The sequence below is a fragment of the Brevibacillus laterosporus genome (assembly GCA_007833815.1).
Lineage (GTDB): Bacteria > Bacillota > Bacilli > Brevibacillales > Brevibacillaceae > Brevibacillus_B > Brevibacillus_B laterosporus_D.
The window spans coordinates 5,067,501-5,085,780 of the sequence record CP033464.1 but is presented as its reverse complement, the minus strand read 5'-3'; the positions used below and the strand labels follow the sequence as shown (position 1 = coordinate 5,085,780).

Genomic DNA, 18,280 nt, shown 5'->3' with positions numbered 1-18,280 from the left:
AGAAATCCTACCATATGAATTCATGTGGTTGCCAGCAAGAACTTCCTTTCAGTCAATTCGCTCTATTATGGCACTACTTGTGTTTCAATTTCCAATTGCGTTACACTAAAAAATGAACGTATAAAGAGACTAGAAAGGAGATTGTCATGACAAGATATCAATTGGCAGAACGCAAAGTAGATGATTACATAACGTATGTCCTGACAGATGCAGAATACCCAGCGGAAGCTCATCTGGTGCCGGGGCTTGGAAATAATTTATTTCGTTTTTCGGTGAACGACAAAGAAGTGTTTGTATCTCCTGAAAAGGTATCCATGATCAAAGATGCCTCTGCCCGTTTTGGGAATCCGATTTTGTTTCCTCCAAATAAAATCAGACAAGGGAGCTTTTCCTTTAACGGAAAACAATATCAACTAGGATTAAACAAAGGGGAGCATCATTCTCACGGTGAATTACGCGTGCGTGAATGGAAGGTTGTAGCTCGCGGCGCAAAAGCTGAACGAGGAGCTTTCGTCGTATCCGAATTTGATTTTGCTGATCACCCTGATTTGTTAGAAGCATTTCAAGCGCGCTTGGTGTTTCGTTTTACCTATGTTCTACAAGACGGCGTACTGCGATTGGAAGGGGAAGTAAAGAACGAGAGCGATGTAGCTGCACCGTTCATGCTAGGATTCCATCCGTATTTCACCGTTAAGCAAGGTCATGAACAGCAAACGGTGATGCAAGTTGATTCTGAGCTAGAGTGGCCAGTAAACGAAGAAGGGTTCGTAGATGGAGCACCGACCCCAACTGGATTATGCCAGCAATTGACTGAGGGACTTCATTATCCAGATATGCCAAAAGGACGAGATCACGCTTTTGTTACAGTAAAGGCTGGGACAACGAGTTGCCAGCTGATTGACCAACAAGCTAATCATAAAATCCTTTATGATTTTGGCGATCAATTCCCATTTATGTTAGTCTTCCAGCCAAGCTGGAATACGAGTGTATCTCTTGAGCCATACACTGCTGTCACAGATGCTTTTAACCTAGAGATAGCAGCAGAGCAGACGGGTGCTCGTGGTCTAGATCCAGCGGAACGATTTGTCTTTACACATACCTTCCGTGTAGAGGAGCTTTAAGGTTTTTCCAAGTCGTTTTGAAGTTTTACGAGTTACTTTTGATTCATTTGGAATCTTGAGCGGGGAGTGCGATTTGCATGTATTCCTCGCCTTTATTATAAAGGTATTTAATAAAATGAAAAAGGAGAAATGACATGCCTCAATTATTACTACGCGGGATTACTGCCGAACAAGCATGTAACATGAGCGAGGCTTTACTGAGTGAGTTGGCAGAAATTTGTGAATGTGGAACAGATAATTTTATACTGGAGTGCATACCGACTATTTCCATCTTTGAAGGAAAGCAAGTGCAAACGTATCCCTTTATCCATGTCTATTGGTTCGAGCGTGGAACAGAGGTGAGAGATCGCTTTGCCACATGTGTGTCTAAGCATGTTCTGTCGCAGGGTATATCGGAAGTGGAGATTGCGTTTAGCATTTTTGAGACCAACAGCTACTATGTGAATGGTAAACGCTGTTTTGATGAGGCGGCAACAGAAGAATAAGCAAGGAGAGAGCGAGAGTAACATGAACATGACATCCGTGATTGAAGGTCGTCTGAAAAACATTGAACAAATAGGAGATTTGCAAATCTTATTTGCTTGCGAGTCAGGAAGTCGAGCATGGGGTCTTGCTTCTTTAGATAGTGATTATGATGTTCGTTTTATCTACAAGCGGGCACCGCGGCACTACATCTCGCTCCACCCATCCCCAGATGTTTGGACAGAACCAATGGAAGAAAAGCTGGATATCGTAGGATGGGATATTACAAAAGCTCTTAGCTTGTTTCAAAGATCCAATCCAAGTCTGTGGGAATGGCTCTACTCTCCCATTGTTTATCGTGAACAGGAGCAATTTGTAAACACCTTGCGAAAATGGGTTCCAAAGCAATATTCTCAAAAGCGGCTAATGATGCATTATCAGCAGATGGCACAGAAGCAATACAAAAGCTTGTTGAATGGTGGGGGGAAAGCTCCTGCAAAGCTAACCTTGCATTTGCTACGTAGTTTGGCTGTCTTACGTTATATGGAACTACATGCTACCCTACCATTTATCTCGTTGTGGGAGACATTGGAGCAGATACCTGAGGGAGAACGATTGAAAATGGTAGCCCAAGGATTGGTTTCAGAAAAAGAGGCAGAGAAGAGCAGTATGGGGAAAGCTGAAGATAGTCCAGACCGACCCTGTCAAATACAAGCCTATTTGCAAGACTTACTTCCGCTAGAACCAACCTATTTTCTTGCCTGCATAGAGCGACTCCCAGACACTCAGATGGAGGTCACACAATTGCAAGAGCTTCTTTGGAATGAGCTAGGTTTGTAAGGACCCCCATTTGTAGGGAGTGTTTCAGATGGGTTGTTTCATCCAATAGCGTACTATGTTTTTATCGTGTACCTTATCGTGACAGCGATAAAATTCATGAAGAACAAAAACAAGCAAGATGCAATGCTAGTCCAGCGCCTTGAGCAAGTGGAAAAACAGTTGGCAGAGATGAATCATCATGTAAACAAGCGCTCAGAGTAGAGTGGTTATCATTATATAGTCAAAAGCCTGAGGAGCATGATCCCTCAGGCTTTTGATTTAGAGTATTCAGTTTACATGAACTATTTTTGCAACATCTGCATCAAAAATCCATTCTGGTTACCCATCTGCATAACATCCGCCCCGTAATACCCAATGATCATTGCTAGCCCCGTCCATGCAACTAAACTAATACCAATCCACAGCAACATTTGTTGTCTGGTTGCCCCAAATGACATTCCCATGATAGCAGTGAGATGACTTCCCACTAGAGCAGGTCCTAAAATACACAGCCCAGGTAAACCATATTTCTTAAAAAGCTGTTTAGCACGTTGCTGACGCTTGCTTGGTTCTTTGTCGCCACGCTTTTTTTGTAGCCAAATTTGTACTTTTTCCATCATTAAGATAAGGAGAAAAACGGTAATCGCATTACCCACTAGCGCTACTAAGGAAACAAAAATAGGATTCAAACCAGCGAAAATTCCAATTGGAATCATGGCAATGAGTTCAAACATGGGAGTAGCAGCAAATAGAAAAATAATGAAATAAGGCCAGAGTAGATTCATGGTTGATAGTTCCTCCTGAATTCAGTTCTTCATTTTGAGTTGAATGTTGAAAGTAAAACTAAATGGTAGTCGAATTAACGTGAGTAACGGTACAAGGTCGACGAGTAGACCACATACTGACCCAAGCCTAATCCTGCTAAATAATAAAGGGGCAAGATAGGTAACACAGGAGAGCGCATTAAACGTGGTAACATGATAGTCATCCTTCCTCTGTCAATTGAAATATATCTTCGACTGCTACGTGGAATGCATGGGCCATTTTTAGAGCCAGCGCTATTGACGGAGCGTAGTCACCTTTTTCGATTAAACCGATTGTTTGACGTGTCACGCCTATGGCAGTAGCTAAATCCTGCTGAGACCATTTCAGGCGAGCCCGATGCTCTCTCACTCTATTTTCTAACATTCAGAAAACCCTTTCTGTTTGAAATCTTACGTTAAATGTAAATAATCCTTTGCATTATGTCAATGATCATTTGCACATTGCCAGGGTTTCTTGTCATGAAAAACAACATATTCACATGGAAAGGAAGTGGGGTGAATATCGCTTGAGGCTTGATAGGTTCCAAAAGGAAAGCTCCCACACATTTACTGTATGTATGATTGGAATAAATCTGAAAGAAATTATTTTTCTTTGTCGAAAAAAAGCTAAAAACCTTAATATTTACAACGTTCTTACCGATATAAAGAAAAGGGTATGTTTTTTCTTTGAGGAGAAACACACAGCAAAACTAGACAAGAGGAGGGGAGCGAATGACCAGAAGGATATTGCACGCACTGTTAGCGTTTGTCATGATGCTGACCGTGATTCCGTTTTATCCGATGGGCGTAGGTGCGGCTAATAACGGGAATAACTTCATATTTGAAAATCTTCCTGAGATAGTTAATTATAAGTATCTATCTCTTGAGGGAACATTAAATCAGGTTTCTCCCATTGGCATTAGTTACACGGTAACACCGAAAAACGGAACAGAAGGTCCACAGAAGACGACGGGAGTTATCGTTTCAGATGACGGTAGACGGATTCGTGTTTCAAACATTGAATTGTTCCCGGGTGAAAATACAATTACATTTCGTGGGAAGAATGGTTCTTCCGAGATAACTTCTTCAATTAAAGTGACCTATATTGATACGCCGCTTTTGTATAACCTGCAGTTCAAGTCAGGTGCACAAAAGCTACCTTTGAATGAACAAAGTGCAACGGTTGTAACACAGGGTTTTACAACTAGTAATAGCATTTTTACAATTGAGGGAAATGCTCCTAACGTTACAAAGGTAATCGTGGAAAATGACGAAGGAGACTCACGTTCTGCCTTTGTAAATGAATCAGACGATAACTACTTTATTATCAGTCAGTTGAAATTGAAAAAGGGAAAGAACGTCCTTACATTCAAATTGACCAATAAAGATCAGGTTATTGAATCCAAGCGTGAAGTCATTTATTTTGACGGATCGGCTACTTTTTATGATGTGAAGGTATCCGTTGATTCAACAACAAATGAATATGAATTGAAAGATTTTCCAATAATCTTGTCTCAGGGTACACCACAGCCTGCTAACTTTACCTTTACAGGAGATTTGATGATTCCTGTGGACAGTACCTTTAATCCAGCTACGAGTACAGCAGAAATCTTGAAGGCTCGCTTCATGGAAGGTGGCCTATCTAGCAACGCATTGGCTAATATTACGTTCAAAAGTACAGATTTAATCAAAATGCCGGATGGGGCTGAGTATCATCATTATCGCTTTAGTTTCAAAGGTAATGAGCTACATGCAGGAGAACCATCTGATGATCCAACACCACCAGCAACAATCTTCCCATTTGAGATTGGCAAGCGTTACACAGTGGCGTTGGATGGATTTAATCCAGTGGAGTCAAATAAAATAAATTCTGACTCATACGATAGAAACAGAGATTTTGGATATACCATCAAGGATGATAGTAAGTTCCAAATTACAGGTGCAGAGTATATCCAAACCGAAACCATCCCGACAGGCAATGAAAATGGTAAAGAATTTGATGCGGACACAACCATCAATAAATTGCCATTTTCTATTGCTCTACTAACCAAAAATCTAGCAACTGTAAGCAAAATCACCGTTCATACGATTGGACAAGGCGGTGGTAAAGTTCCTGTCAGCATTACTCCTACAACGGGAACGATTCGCGGTGAGCGTCTCTGGTTTACTATTAGAGAACTGCCAATTAACGGAACGCAAACACTAGAGATTGAGGTTGAAGGTTCGAATGGTACAGATAGCTATTCCGTAAAAATTACATCAGCTTCTGGACCTGTTCAAGATTTTGCCAAGATCCAAGATGGGCAGGTTTTTGATTACGATCCGACGCTGCCTGATTACGAAGAAAAGCTGATAACTAGCATGAAAAATTTTGAGGGTACGGTTAGTAATGTCGAGCTTGATGCAGCTAGTTACACAAACGGAACGATCAAGTTGACTTTGAATAACAGCGAAATCCCTCTAGAACCGATCAGTGGCGACAACTATAAATTTAAAATGAAATCTGGTACAAAGGTTAGTTTTATTGAGGGTCAAAACACCTTGATTTTCAGGTATAAAAAGGGCAATATCCTTTACGAAAAAACATACAAAATTACGTTACTCTCTAACAATTACCCTGAAATTCCAAAAAATGGCACAGAAGGTATTTATCCATATGCAACGGAGAAACCTTCTAAAGATAATCGCTTTACTGGAAAAGACGGGGTATATACAACCAAAGAAAAGAAAATGAATGTCTTTGGCACCTTTGATTTTATCGATCTACCAGATAAAACGAATGCTATCGAAGAAAGACTTGATAGCATGGAAGCGGCAATTGATAGTGGTGAGGAACCAAAATATGTACTTGAAATCAAATCTTCCGATGATAAGTACGACAAAAAATGGGTCTTAGGGAAAAACAAATTATTAATTGATGGAAAGGATTCATGGGGAAAGGTAGAAGTGGATCATTTGGAAGTTAAGTATTTGAGTGACAAAAAATACTTTACGTTCATTCTATCAGATATTGAATTACCTAAAGACGGTTCAAAACTAGCTTATACCTTTACTGTTTACAATAACGGCGTAAACGGCAATTCTAAAGCCACATCTCGCTTGGAAGTCAGTGCACCAGGTGTAATGTATGACATTATACGCCCTATCCTGCCGCGTCAAGCAACCTTGAATCAAAACTTTGTTGAGGTAGTAATTGATGCACCAGGTGCGGATAGTGTTACATTTGGTAAAAATAATGTTGCCACAAAAGTAGACTATGACAGCAATTTGGACGGGGATATTGATTACCCGAATGCCTTTAGAGCGATCATTACCGATCTAAAGCCTAACAAAGCTAATAAAATTAGCTTTACTGTGAAGAGTGCTAGTGGCGATGTCGTAAATGATTCGTTTGAAGTATTCTATGCACTAAGCACCATTCCAGGCTCGCAATATATGGCGCCAATGGTTGCGAAAACAAGTATTTTCGAGAAACAGTTAAACCTGACTTTCCCGAAAGATACGTATTTGGTCCGTTACGATTACAACGTACCAGAGAATCTGAGAGGTCAAGTTTTTAAGGGTCATAACATCCTATACGGAATTGCTAACAAAGAGGATGGCGTAGTTGACCGTTTTGATTACCTGCTAAACAGACCAAAAAACTTTGATGATGTGATTAAAGACTTGGGTCGCGATTTTGAACATTCATTTGATACACACTTTGTGAAAGCATCTAACGTATTCTGGATGGATGCGGGTTTAGCTGATGATCCAGGTACAAAGGAAGATTACGATCCATATGCATACGGTATGTTGCCAATCATGCCACGTGCTTTAACAGACAGTCTTAAACTGTTTAATTTTAACGACGTTCCAACGAATCGCGTGCTTGTACCAAACAAACGCGGTACGCTAGAACTTGCATACGATGCGAATGTTGTCTCGGACGCAGCAAATCATCTAACCGTGATGAGATATGACCCGAACAAGTTCTTCTGGGAAAATCTTGGTGGTAAGGTGAATGTGAGCAAGAAAACCATCTCGGTTCCTTTTGATAAGTTTGGATATTATGTAGTAGCAAAACTAAACGATTCCTTTGTTGATGTTGCTACTCATCAATATGCACGCAACCATGTAGAAGCGATGTTTGCTAAAGGAGTTATTAAAGCGGATAACGAAGTGGAATTTAAGCCAGATACAGATACGACACGCGGTGAATTTACGGCGATGATCGTGCGTGCCTTGCAACTTCCATTAGTAGAAAACCCGCCATCTCAGTCGTTTGTGGATGTACCGTTTGATTACAACGGTACTCAAAAGTACGACTACCGTCACATTGAAACAGCTGCGCGTTTGGGAATTGTCCGCGGTAAAGAACCAAAGATTTTTGATCCAAACGGTAGGATTACTCGCGAAGAGGTTGCTGTAATCTTAGCACGTGCGTTGAAATTAAAAACGGAAACCAATGCAGCAAAAACAAAAGCAAACTTAACGAAATTGTTCAAGGATGCGCCATTGGTCGATTCATATGCGGCTCCTTCTGTAGTGGAAATCGCTAAGAAAAACCTGATTATTGGTTCTCAAGTAGATCCAAACGACCCGAAAAAAGGCTATGTATTTGAGCCGAAAGCAAATATGCTACGCGGTGATGCAGCGATCCTGATGGCTCGTGTCATGGCGATGCAAAAATTGATTCCAGCTGTTACGGAAGTAAAGTAGGAGCGAGAGGAAACATAGCGAAAACCTTCCTGACCTTTTAGGTTTCAAGGAAGGTTTTCTGCTAATCATAGGGAGGACATCGTATGAAAGGAAAGAAGTTGATCGCCTTATCTACCGCGTTAGTTGCGTTAGGAGGCACAACCGTATTTGCTGCTACTCAATTAGTGAGTCCATATGGGCAAGAGGGCATTTATCAAAAAGTAGCTTTAACGGTAGATCGTTCACCAATTAACGAGCGTGGTATTTTAATAGAAGGTAAGGTCTATGTTCCGGTGGAGCCATTACAGAACCAGCGTAAACTAGCATATTCTCAGGACGATGCCTCTTTTGTAACACATTTGTTCTTTGGGGGATCAGGAGGGTCCACGACTCTTACTCAGGAAGCACAACGTGTAATGGGGAATAAAGATGTGTTAAATACCTTGATGCAAAGCATTCCCTATGAAGCTAAAAATTATCATTCCGGAATGATGCTTCAAGATTTACAGAATATCGCTTCGCTTGCGTCTCAGATGAAAAAGTCAACGGATACATTAAATAAAGCGATTTATAGCAAGTTAAATCAAAACGTCACCCCGAATGTGGGAATGGTAAAACAGACTTACACATATGCAACGGTACCAATTGAAATTATGAGAGATCGGATGGAAGCATTGTCTGATGAAATGGGAGACAAATTAAGCAAAAGTGACAGACGTAGGATGGATGACGTCATTGAACTTCTCGAAGATGCAGTAAATAAAAAGCAAAAGTCATTACGTACTTTTGAGGATTGGCTGGAAAGTTCGCGCGAGGATGATTTAGAAGACATGCGTGACTATGAAAAGGATGCCAATAAATATATTGATGAAGCAATTAAATATATTAATGGGTTTGATGCCAAAAACCCAGGCAAAAAGTATAAGAACAACTTGAGAGATAGTGTATTGGAATGGATTCGTAAAACAAATAAGTAAGACATATAATAGGCGCTTCTCTTAATGGGAGGCGCCTTTGTTTTTATCACTTATCATTCTCATTTGCAACACGTCTTCCAAATCACCAACCTGAATCACAAACTGCCTAATCTCTTGATAATCCACTCCATACATATTCGCACGATCTTTCAAGGCCTTGAGGTTAATCCCAAACTTGCCTGGTTTTTCAGAATGGACAATTAAATCTCCTAATGTCACTGTTAGTCCTAGCAAGTCTGGATCGAAATCTTCTGAAGCCTTTCTTTGAAAAGGGGCCGTAACTGGTATATACGCTCGCTCCTTGTCCCAATCTAGTTCTAATTCTCGAAAGGTAATCACATACCAGAGAGGAGCTAAACGATTTTCCCAGTAGTCGTAGTACACGCTGATTTTCATAAGTCTCAAACCTATCCTTTCCCGGGAAAAGTTCCGCGTTTTCTTCTCCGTACGAATTTGTTCTGGCCATTGCCATACTCTAAAGCGAACAGGGCACTGTGGCGGTAGCTAGGATAGGAGCTAGCGATTAAGAGAACTTGGCTGTGACTCCCTCTAGTCCCATCAAAGTGATGATTAGTAGTGTAAGGCAAGGTGAAAGAATTAATCTTCCGACGAGGCTAAGCACTAGCGGCAAGCTAAAATGTCTAAGATTTAGATAAGCACATTGAGTGCCGAGTGTTACGAGTGCAATCGCAAGAAAGGCACTGGATAAGCTTGTTAGAAGAGATCAGATAAAAAAAGATAGCTCAATGGAAAACGAACGAAAGCATAGCCCTACTAACAAAGCATAAATCACGGGATTTTTACTAAAAGGTTTTAATGCTTGGATGCCAGGAGCAGATAAATAACGGCTAACCAAATAATTGTAACAGTATAAAGAATTATTGTCTTGTTCTGTAAGAAGAGACAGTGTAGGTACAGCTGATTTTCCTGATGCAAGTTCGTACATATGAAGCTCTATTTAGAAATTTTTTACAGATCTCTAATACTGGCTTTGTGTAAAATTAATATAACCGTTTTATACTAACAGTGGGAATGATCTTATAAATTGCTCTTTTCTAAAAAATCCTACTAAAAGATCATGTAAAAAATGAAAGTCTACCCTATAGTGAAAATGCCAGAATACTTTTTTCTTATTTTTCTGAAATAGGGAACATACTGGCAGATCTCATATCGTTATTTTTTCAAAAAATCTATCTAAAAAGGAGTGAATGAATTGTCGCAACGAAAGAGGTACCTTAAATGGATGAATGCTCTCATGGCTCTATGCATGGTATTTTCATTCAGCCTGCCTGTTGCTGTGCAAGCGACAGACACAACGGAATTGCAAGAAGCGACAGCACCACAGGAAAATGTTAAACAAGTAAAACAAAAGAAGGTAAAGGTAAAAGATGTATCGGCAGACAATGGAGAAATGACAATCACGTTATCTGCTATTCCTGAAGACACGCCTGAGCTTGAGGATTTTCAAATTTCTATCAAGGAGAATGTATTTGAAGGATGGTCTTCACTAGAAACAACAGATTTTTCTTGGGATGAAGCAAGCAAAACAGCACGTACCCATTTTGAACCTATAAAGGGTGGAGAACTGGATAAATTGGTGTCTGTACGTGTAGAGGCGTACGAATCACAAAAAACATCAAAGCCGTTTCTTGTACAGTCTAAACCGACTAAAGTGTTTGCTGTTAAGGTAGAGAACCTAGCAGACGATAATGTCTTAGAGATCGATTCTGCCGATGATGGAAGTCTAACTTTGAAAGCGATTGCAATCGATAGTAGGGGAAGAGAGATTGAAGGAAGGGTAGCAAATTGGAGTTCTTCAGACAAACGAGTTGCTACAGTGAATGAAGAAGGCGTCGTTACAGCAAAAGCAGTTGGACTAGCTTTGATTCAAGCAGAAGTGGACCATCGAATTGGGTTGTTCCCAGTAGTGGTAAAGAAACCTGGTCCATCTATCACGTTATCTACTAGTAGCTTGGATGAATCAGATGCTAACGACGGTAGTGTTTCCGATTCTCTTATGGTGAAGCTTCACCATGCCAAGTTCCTGCCTCTATTTTTTAAATCAAGCGTGCAAGTAAAAGGGTTGCCAGAGGGACTTGGTTATACAGCTAAGCTGGAAGGAGACGATCGACTCAGAATCACCTTTTCTGGAAAAGCGGTGAGACATGAGGCGAAAGACAGCGTAGATCATGTGCAAGTGGTTGTCAAACATGACATGGTGTTTGGTGCCCTCTCCAATTTGATATCGCCAGAATTTTCCATAAATTTCAAAAATTACAAAAACAATAGAGCCCCTGCATACTTGGATGCTAAGCTGGACGGTGATAACAAACGAATTACCTTACATTTTGATGAAGAAATTACAGCCGCTGTCCCCGTAGAAGCGGTGCGTGAGGCCATTCAACTAGCGAGAGATGGTAGCGCCTTCACTTCTCTTGGACAAGGAGATCGCGTTGCCATTCAGGGACAAAAGCTAATCGTTGAATTGGAGCAGGGGTTACGAGGACGCAATAATAAGCTGCGTCTCAAAGCCAATACGATTCAAGGTATGTCTGGTAACCTTTTAGCAGAGGAGATTGTATCGGAAGCGTTAGTAGCAAGTATTGCTTCGATTGCAGATTTGAAACAAAAGGTAAATGAAGTAGTTACTCTTCAGGGTATTGTAACAGCAGATAACGCATCTATTGGTGGTGGAAAGCTATCCACGTATATACAGGACGATACAGCAGGCATTAATTTGTTTGCAAGCAAATGGACCAGTTATCCAGATTTGAAAGAAGGAGATTTGGTTCAAGTAACAGGTAAAATTGTTGTTTATAAAAATTTGACAGAAATTACACCTGAAACAGCCGCTGATATCGTGGTGGTAAGCTCAGGGAATCATGTACCTAAAGCAAAGTCCTTAACAGTAGCCGAACTCAATGAAGCAGCTTTAGCGGAAGAATACGAAGGGATGTTGGTCTCTTCCAAAGCATATTTACTATCCGTTCCAAGCAGTGAATCTGGTGGAGGCTACAACTTACGTATGATTGACGAGCATTTCCAAGGAATTACGGTCCGTGTCATGAAAGAAAGTTTTGATGTGACACAGCTCATGGCCGGTAAATGGTATCAGGTTGAGGGTGTTTTATCTCAATATAATGATCTGTATCAATTGCTTCCACGTAAACAAGTAGATGTAGAACTATTACAGGACCAACCAGGAACACCTCAGCCAGAAGGAGCTTATCAATCCGTTGTTAAGGATGTAGTGGATGGCGACACAATTCATTTATCTAAACCTGTTCTTGGAGTAGATACGGTTCGATTTGTAAATATGGACACGGCGGAAACCTACCATATTAAAGATCCTAATTTTGACTATACCAAGGTATACAGCGGTACAGACAATACAAGTAAAGATCATAACCAAAAAGCTCACGGGGAACGTGCTAAGCATCATTTAAAAGGATTACTAGCTCCGGGAGACTCTATCACTATTAAACCAGCCCCGACCCCAATTGATGCATACGGTCGACTATTAGCAGAAGTATTTCTCTCAGACGGACGTAATGTCAATTTGGAAATGGTGAGAGAAGGACATGCCAGCATGTATATCATCTGGCCAGTGAAGGATGAGACATTTAATCAGTACTCAAAAGCGATTAAGGAAGCGAAACAAGCAGGCATTGGAATTTGGAATGTGCAAGATCCACTAACTGAATTACCGTTTGAATTCCGTGCACGTGAACAGAAAAAGACGCTGAGCCGTCCTGTTGGCGATGCTAGCACCAAAACATATGTAGAGCCTCTGGATTTTAATAAGGTCGGTGTAGAAAATCGTCTGTTCTTTAACAGTACGCAAGAAGCAGAACAAGCTGGTTATACGAAGGCACTTATCGATGACAAGAGCAGCTTGGCAGCTATTCGTCAATTACCAGACAAAACCTCGCTCGTGACAGCTACAGGTGTGGTGAGTACGGTTTCTGACAGTCGCAACAGTTTTTATATGCAAGATGACAAAGCAGGTATTCTGGTATTCCAACCAGTTACGCAAACAGCGGTGAAACCAGGAGATGTCATAACGATTTCAAAAGGGTTGAAAGATACGTACAACAGCGAAGTGGAAATTATGCAAGCCGAATTCTCTATTACGGGTACCACTACTGAGCCTCGAGCGATTTCTGTGGAAGCGAATCAGTTATTAGAGAAGCAAGGAATGCTCATTCGTCTGGCGGAAGCAAGTGTGTCTCAGGTCACCCCTAGTAAGCTTATGGTGACGACTTCAACAGGCTCACTAGAAGTTTTTTTAGGAAAGTATGGGATCACCCTACCCGAGTTACGTGAAAAAGACGTGGTTGATGTAACTGGAATTGCTTCTATCTTTAAAAGCTCCGCCCAGTTATACCCGCGTTCTGCTCAAGATATTATTATTTTACGCAGTGGACTTACCGACGCAGATCGAGTAGCAGCAGATAAAGCCTCTCTGTCCGTAGGAGATGACAGTGGCACTGTCCGTACAGATGTGGTATTGCCTACAAGCGGTGTTTACGGATCTTCAATTACGTGGGTATCCGATCAACCAACTGTTATTTCTGAACAAGGTAAGGTAGTTCGTCCAGCAAAAGGTTCGCCAGATACAAAGGTAACCTTAACAGCTACCCTACAAAAGGGGACTAGCAGTGATACTAAAATGTTCTCGCTGACAGTTCCTGCTCAAACGATTACTGATGAAGAAGCTATAGAAGCAGTTAAAACAAGTTTGAACGTAACCTATAATGGTACCGCTACAAGCGTTTCTCTACCAAAGATGGGTGCCAACAATGTCACGATCGAATGGAATTTGCAGGACCAAGCTCATTCAATCATTGTGCAAGTAGATAACGGTCATGTGAACCGAGCGGCTGTTACCAAGACAACAGAAGTCGTGTTGATTGCTACTATGAAGTTAGGGGCTGCTCAATCACAGAAAGCATTTTCTATTACAGTAACTCCTTTAGGAGATGTACCAGTTGTTCATCCAATTACAGCAGCAGACACGCTCGTAACCGGTACGGCCAAGCCAGGCTCAAAGGTTACGGTACGTACAGGAGCAACATTGGTAGGAAACGGTACGGTTGATCAGTTAGGAGTCTTCAGTGTGAAAATCCCAGCTCAGTCAGTGGGAACAGTACTCGAAATGATTGCTAGCAATCAAGCAACGCAATATGAGAGTGAAGCTGTCTATGTATTGGTAACCGAATCGACAGGAGCACCAAGCATTGTTGTGGTTGACGGTGTTACTGCCTCCGTGAGAAAAGGAGCGGAATACACACTCCCTGCTACCGTATTGGCATCGATGAGCAATGGCAGCAAACAGCAAGTGCCTGTTAGCTGGAATCCAAATGTAGCAGATACAAGTAGCTTAGGTACATTTAGTTTTGAAGGAACCATCGAAGGGTATGCGCAAAAAGTGCGTTTAACCTTGCAGGTGACGGAAGAGGAAGCGGGACTGACAGTGGCCCAAGCCTTGGCCCTGCCACAAGGTACGACAATTACTCTCGAAGCGTACGTGCAAACGGTTGAACCAAATGCTCAATTTGCAGGCTATGGAGTTTATCTTGCAGACCAACCTGGGGACGAAACTACCAATGCGCTCATTGTGAAATTTGCCAATGAAGATCGTAATGGCCCCTTTTCTGTGGCGAATGCTGCGGGCAAAAGAATAAAAATCACCGGGGTTTTACACGATAAAGCGTATTTTAGCAAAAAAGGAATTGCCACCTATACACTCATTCAACTCGCGCCATAAGGAAAAGGAGGATTCTATCATGTTTCGTTCATCTTATTTTCTAGCTAAACGTGTTTGGAAAGGTGCATTGGTTCTGACACTAGCAGCTTCTACTTTGTTCACAAGCTCAGTATGGGCTGAAGGTCCTCAAGATCCAGCTCCGTACATCTCTGCTAAAGGTACTCCGCTTGGTAAAAAGGTGTTATTTGACAATACGCATGGACAAACGGCAGGAGCGGCAGATTGGGTTATTGATGGCGGTTTCTCTGACTTTGCTAATGCGATTGCTCAAGCAGGTTATGATGTGAAAGAATTGCGCAAATCAAAGCCGATTGTATATGACGATTTAAAAGAATATGCTGTATTTGTCATTGGTGAAGCCAACATTCCTTATAAAGTATCTGAACAAGCAGCGATGATTGAATTTGTAAAAAATGGTGGTAGCATTTTCTTTATCGGAGATCACTACAATGCGGACCGTAACAAGAATCGTTGGGACGGTTCAGAAGTGATGAATGGCTATCGTCGTGGAGCATGGGCGGACCCAGCTAAAGGAATGAGCGACGCAGAGCGTAATTCGGAGGCAATGCAAGGGGTGGCTAGCTCAGATTGGTTGGCTGATAACTTCGGTATTCGGTTTCGTTACAATGCTCTCGGGGATTTAAATGCGAACAACATCGTGAGTCCTGCTCAGGCACTGGGAATTACGGAAGGCGTTTCTAGCGTGGCAATGCACGCGGGTAGCACACTTGCTATTGTTGAACCGAAAAAAGCAAAAGGAATCGTTTACTTGCCAAAAACTACTGCTAAATGGGCAAATTCAGTTGATAAAGGTGTTTATAAAGGAGGTGGAGTGGATGAAGGGCCGTATGTAGCCATCGCTAAGCTTGGAAAAGGAAAAGCAGCCTTCATCGGTGATTCCTCTCCGGTTGAAGATGTAACACCGAAGTATCTACGTGAAGAAAATGGCCAAAAGAAGAAAACCTATGATGGTTTCAAAGAGCAAGACGATGCTGTGCTACTTATTAACATAATTAATTGGTTAGCGAAACAAGAGAATTACGAAAATCTTCAACAAGTACAAGGCTTAAAGCTGGATACAGTTACTCCATTAATTACGACTGGTCCAGAAAATGAAATTCCTGCACAAACGATTGAACCACAAAAAGAACCGTGGTCAGATCCTGCTGCCGGTTATAAATGGTGGGATCCTAGTACTTTTGCTAACGGTTCTTACGGAAAATAAAAATTGTCACAAAAAATCTCCTACCTATTGGTGGGAGATTTTTGTACGATTAGAGAGTATAAAAACTACTCAAAACGCTTGGTGGAGCTTGATTTCCTACTTTTTTCTAGGAATGAGTAACTTGAACAAAAAAACGTCTAAGGGGATAGCTAGAATGCTTCAATTTACTGAACAAGAAAAACAGGGCGTGTATAAAGCAATTGAAGGGAGAAGGGATATTCGTAGTTTTTTGAATACACCGTTACCTGAAGATGCTATTCAACGGATTTTAGAAGCGGGACATCATGCTCCTTCTGTTGGGTTTATGCAACCATGGAATTTTATTATGGTTACGGATCAAGAAATAAAAGACAAACTAGCTTATGCTGCTGACAAGGAGCGTCGCGCACTGGCTATTCATTATGAAGGTACAGATCGAAGTGAAGGATTTATGAAAATTAAAGTCCAAGGGCTACAAGAAGCTCCCTTAACGATCTGTATTACGAATGATCCAACGCGGGGAGGCTCGCATGTGCTTGGGCGCAATTCAATTCCTGAGACTGATGTCTTATCGGTAGCATGCGCGATTCAAAATATGTGGCTAGCTAGCTGTGCAGAAGGAATTGCTCTTGGGTGGGTTAGTTTTTATAAAAAAGCCGATGTCCGCGAAATTTTAGGAATTCCACCACATATTGAACCAGTGGCCTTACTCTCACTAGGTTATACGAATGAGTATCCAGATCGCCCATTGTTGGAAATTCTTCAGTGGGAGAAACGTCGTAATTTGCAAGAATTAATTTTTAAAAATGGGTGGGGAGTACAGAAATAAAAATGTAGCGATGATCAAGCCCTCGGGTAATGTTAGGCCTTCGTTTTAATGATTGAGGGATTATATTGAAAAGAAGCCAGGAATTATTCCTAGCTTCTTTTTTGCATTGATTAGTGAGGTACAGCGATTATTTGAAAAGCAAATAAAACACCAAATATATAGACCAGAGGGTGAACTTCACGCCATTTCCCACGTAGAATTTTCATCAGTGGATAAGAAATAAACCCTAGTGAAATCCCAGTAGCGATACTGGAGGTAAGCGGCATGCTTAACAAAACTAAGAAAGCAGGAAAGGCTTCATCCGGTACTTCCCAATTAATATGACGTACACTTCCAACCATTAATGAGCCAACGATAATAAGTGAAGGAGCAGTAATCGCAGACAATCCCGATACAGAGCTAATTAATGGACCAAAAAAAGCGCCAATCCCAAGTAACACGGCAATGAAGACAGCAGTAAGTCCGGTACGACCACCAGCAGCAACACCTGAAGCGGATTCTACATAAGCAGAGGTAGGAGACGTTCCTAACATGGAACCGAATAAAGTAGCGAGGGAATCCGACAATAGGGCACGCTCTGCTCTTGGCAGTTTGTTATCTTTCATTAGTCCTGCTTGCTCAGCTACTCCAAGGACTGTGCCGGTAGTATCAAATAATGTAACAAGTAAGAAGGAGAACACCACCGAATACAAACCATAATGAAACACATCACTAAAGGCTGTTACAGGATTAGAGATGAGAATTCCCTCAGGAAGCGTCGGCATAGCGACAAACCCGTTTGCAAATTGAAGCTGGCCTGTAAAAAAGGCGATTAGACCAGTAAGGATCATTCCGAAGAATAAAGCCCCGTTTACATTTAGGGAGTAAAATACAAGCGTAATCAAAAGACCAATTAAAGCTAGTACGACAGGTGGAGAATGCAGATCGCCTAATGCAACCAAATTGCTAGGGTGAGCGGTAACCAATCCACTCATACGTAATCCTAAGAAGGCAATAAAGAGCCCAATCCCAGCAGTAATGGCATGCTTTAAATTACTTGGAATGGCTTCAATTATTTTTGAGCGAAGGGGTGTTAGAGAGAGTAGGACAAATAGTATCCCTGCCACAAATACAGCTGAAAAAGCAATGTGATAATCAAGCCCCTGATTCGCCTTTACGACTGAATAAGCAAAGTAAGCATTTAAACCCATAGCAGGTGCAATAGCTATAGGATAGTTTGCATAAAGTCCCATGATAAGTGTTCCAATCATGGCGGCTACTACCGTTGCCGTGAAGCTTTGTTGAAAAGGAACCCCTGCATCTAATAAGATGAGTGGATTAACGACCATGATATAGGCCATTGTAAAGAAGGTAGTAAACCCTGCAGTTAATTCTTTTTTGACAGTCGATCTATGTTTATCTAGTTGAAACAAGTAAAACAACCCCCCAAATCCGAATATTAATATGAACAAAGTAGATATTATACGCAATTTGTTGTTTTTGCAAGAAGAGCGGAATTATTTACAGCAGTTTCTTAGAAAGATAATTTCAAAAAACTATTGACTATACTAAATTGTATGTGATAGACTAAGTCTCGTTCCCAAGAAATACATGAACAACACAGTACATATGGCCC

12 protein-coding genes, 1 tRNA gene and 1 pseudogene (1 of these 14 running past the window's edge) are annotated in these 18,280 nt (G+C 41.3%); 9 read left to right on the top strand and 5 right to left on the bottom strand.

Features of this window, described 5'->3' with window-relative positions; all coding sequences use genetic code 11:
• The first annotated feature begins 146 nt into the window (after window positions 1-146).
• From EEL30_25070 to EEL30_25060, 3 genes are all read left to right on the top strand, one after another.
• On the top strand, window positions 147-1,121 hold the full coding sequence (locus EEL30_25070) for an aldose 1-epimerase (protein QDX95274.1): 975 nt from the start codon (window positions 147-149) through the stop codon (window positions 1,119-1,121).
• Between the two features lie 134 nt (window positions 1,122-1,255).
• Window positions 1,256-1,606, top strand: coding sequence for a DUF1904 family protein (locus EEL30_25065; protein ID QDX95273.1), 351 nt, complete (start codon window positions 1,256-1,258; stop codon window positions 1,604-1,606).
• Window positions 1,566-2,423 (top strand): nucleotidyltransferase domain-containing protein, encoded by an 858-nt coding sequence (locus EEL30_25060; GenBank protein QDX95272.1) that lies wholly within the window; start codon window positions 1,566-1,568, stop codon window positions 2,421-2,423. Before EEL30_25065 ends, EEL30_25060 begins: the two co-directional genes overlap by 41 nt.
• A 281-nt stretch (window positions 2,424-2,704) precedes the next feature.
• On the opposite strand, the gene EEL30_25055 is transcribed toward EEL30_25060, so the two are convergent.
• Window positions 2,705-3,187 (bottom strand): DNA-binding protein, encoded by a 483-nt coding sequence (locus EEL30_25055; GenBank protein ID QDX95271.1) that lies wholly within the window; start codon window positions 3,185-3,187, stop codon window positions 2,705-2,707.
• Window positions 3,188-3,386: 199 nt separating this feature from the next.
• Window positions 3,387-3,590, bottom strand: a complete 204-nt coding sequence (locus tag EEL30_25050) for a transcriptional regulator (protein QDX95270.1) — start codon at window positions 3,588-3,590, stop codon at window positions 3,387-3,389.
• Between the two features lie 347 nt (window positions 3,591-3,937).
• Here EEL30_25050 and EEL30_25045 point away from each other — a divergent pair, with 347 nt between their 5' ends.
• Window positions 3,938-7,906 (top strand): S-layer homology domain-containing protein, encoded by a 3,969-nt coding sequence (locus EEL30_25045; protein QDX95269.1) that lies wholly within the window; start codon window positions 3,938-3,940, stop codon window positions 7,904-7,906.
• An 83-nt stretch (window positions 7,907-7,989) separates the two neighbouring features.
• Window positions 7,990-8,862 carry a hypothetical protein gene (locus EEL30_25040; protein ID QDX95268.1) on the top strand — a complete coding sequence of 291 codons (873 nt, stop codon included), beginning with the start codon at window positions 7,990-7,992 and terminating at the stop codon, window positions 8,860-8,862.
• A 21-nt stretch (window positions 8,863-8,883) separates the two neighbouring features.
• Here EEL30_25040 and EEL30_25035 read toward each other — a convergent pair.
• Together EEL30_25035 and EEL30_25030 are read right to left on the bottom strand one after the other, a co-directional pair.
• A pseudogene (locus tag EEL30_25035) lies at window positions 8,884-9,328 on the bottom strand (hypothetical protein).
• Between the two features lie 258 nt (window positions 9,329-9,586).
• Complete coding sequence (locus EEL30_25030) at window positions 9,587-9,808, bottom strand: hypothetical protein (protein QDX95267.1); 222 nt, start codon at window positions 9,806-9,808, stop codon at window positions 9,587-9,589.
• A 267-nt stretch (window positions 9,809-10,075) separates the two neighbouring features.
• Between EEL30_25030 and EEL30_25025 the strand changes: the two genes are divergently transcribed.
• From EEL30_25025 to bluB, 3 genes are all read left to right on the top strand, one after another.
• Window positions 10,076-14,632: an endonuclease gene (locus EEL30_25025; protein ID QDX95266.1), complete on the top strand. Its 4,557-nt coding sequence runs from the start codon at window positions 10,076-10,078 to the stop codon at window positions 14,630-14,632.
• 19 nt (window positions 14,633-14,651) lie between these two features.
• On the top strand, window positions 14,652-15,857 hold the full coding sequence (locus tag EEL30_25020) for a DNA-binding protein (protein QDX95265.1): 1,206 nt from the start codon (window positions 14,652-14,654) through the stop codon (window positions 15,855-15,857).
• Between the two features lie 154 nt (window positions 15,858-16,011).
• Window positions 16,012-16,665: a 5,6-dimethylbenzimidazole synthase gene (gene bluB, locus EEL30_25015; protein ID QDX95264.1), complete on the top strand. Its 654-nt coding sequence runs from the start codon at window positions 16,012-16,014 to the stop codon at window positions 16,663-16,665.
• Between the two features lie 110 nt (window positions 16,666-16,775).
• On the opposite strand, the gene EEL30_25010 is transcribed toward bluB, so the two are convergent.
• On the bottom strand, window positions 16,776-18,077 hold the full coding sequence (locus tag EEL30_25010; GenBank protein ID QDX95263.1) for an NCS2 family permease: 1,302 nt from the start codon (window positions 18,075-18,077) through the stop codon (window positions 16,776-16,778).
• A gap of 198 nt (window positions 18,078-18,275) precedes the next feature.
• On the opposite strand from EEL30_25010, the gene EEL30_25005 reads away from it, so the two are divergent.
• Window positions 18,276-18,280 (top strand) — tRNA-Glu (locus EEL30_25005) (it continues 72 nt past the right edge of the window).